Annotated in this window: 1 protein-coding gene; it reads left to right on the top strand. The window is 49.3% G+C overall.

Features of this window, described 5'->3' with window-relative positions:
* Nucleotides 1-40: 40 nt before the first annotated feature.
* The coding region (locus Q4563_RS17830; protein WP_303605452.1) for a hypothetical protein at nucleotides 41-335 on the top strand (295 nt) is incomplete at its 3' end.

The raw sequence follows: 335 nt of genomic DNA, 5'->3' as shown, positions 1-335 counted from the left end.
AGACAATATATCTCGCTACAAGGGGCTTCCTTCTCGTAATTTGGCCATTGCCATCCGGGAATACGCACCGGGGGCTGAAAGTGTTCTGGATGGCAGAGTCTTCCGCTCAGCAGGTGTTTCCCTGCATTGGCATAATCTTGCTGCGGATACTAATGAAGCCCAAAAGTTTGATTTGGCCTGGCGTTGTGACCACTGTGGGGAATTAGGCTATGAGGATGGTGTAACTGATACCAGCGCTTTGGTCTGTTCCAATAGCAGTTGCGGTGCAGATATCAAGGCTTCGAACATCAAGAAGGTATTAGTACCGGCTGGCTTTGTGACAGATGCCTATGAGT

It is taken from the genome of Gilvimarinus sp. 1_MG-2023 (assembly GCF_030548285.1).
The sequence above is the reverse complement of the archived record's forward strand: the minus strand, read 5'-3'. Positions and strand labels throughout refer to the sequence as shown.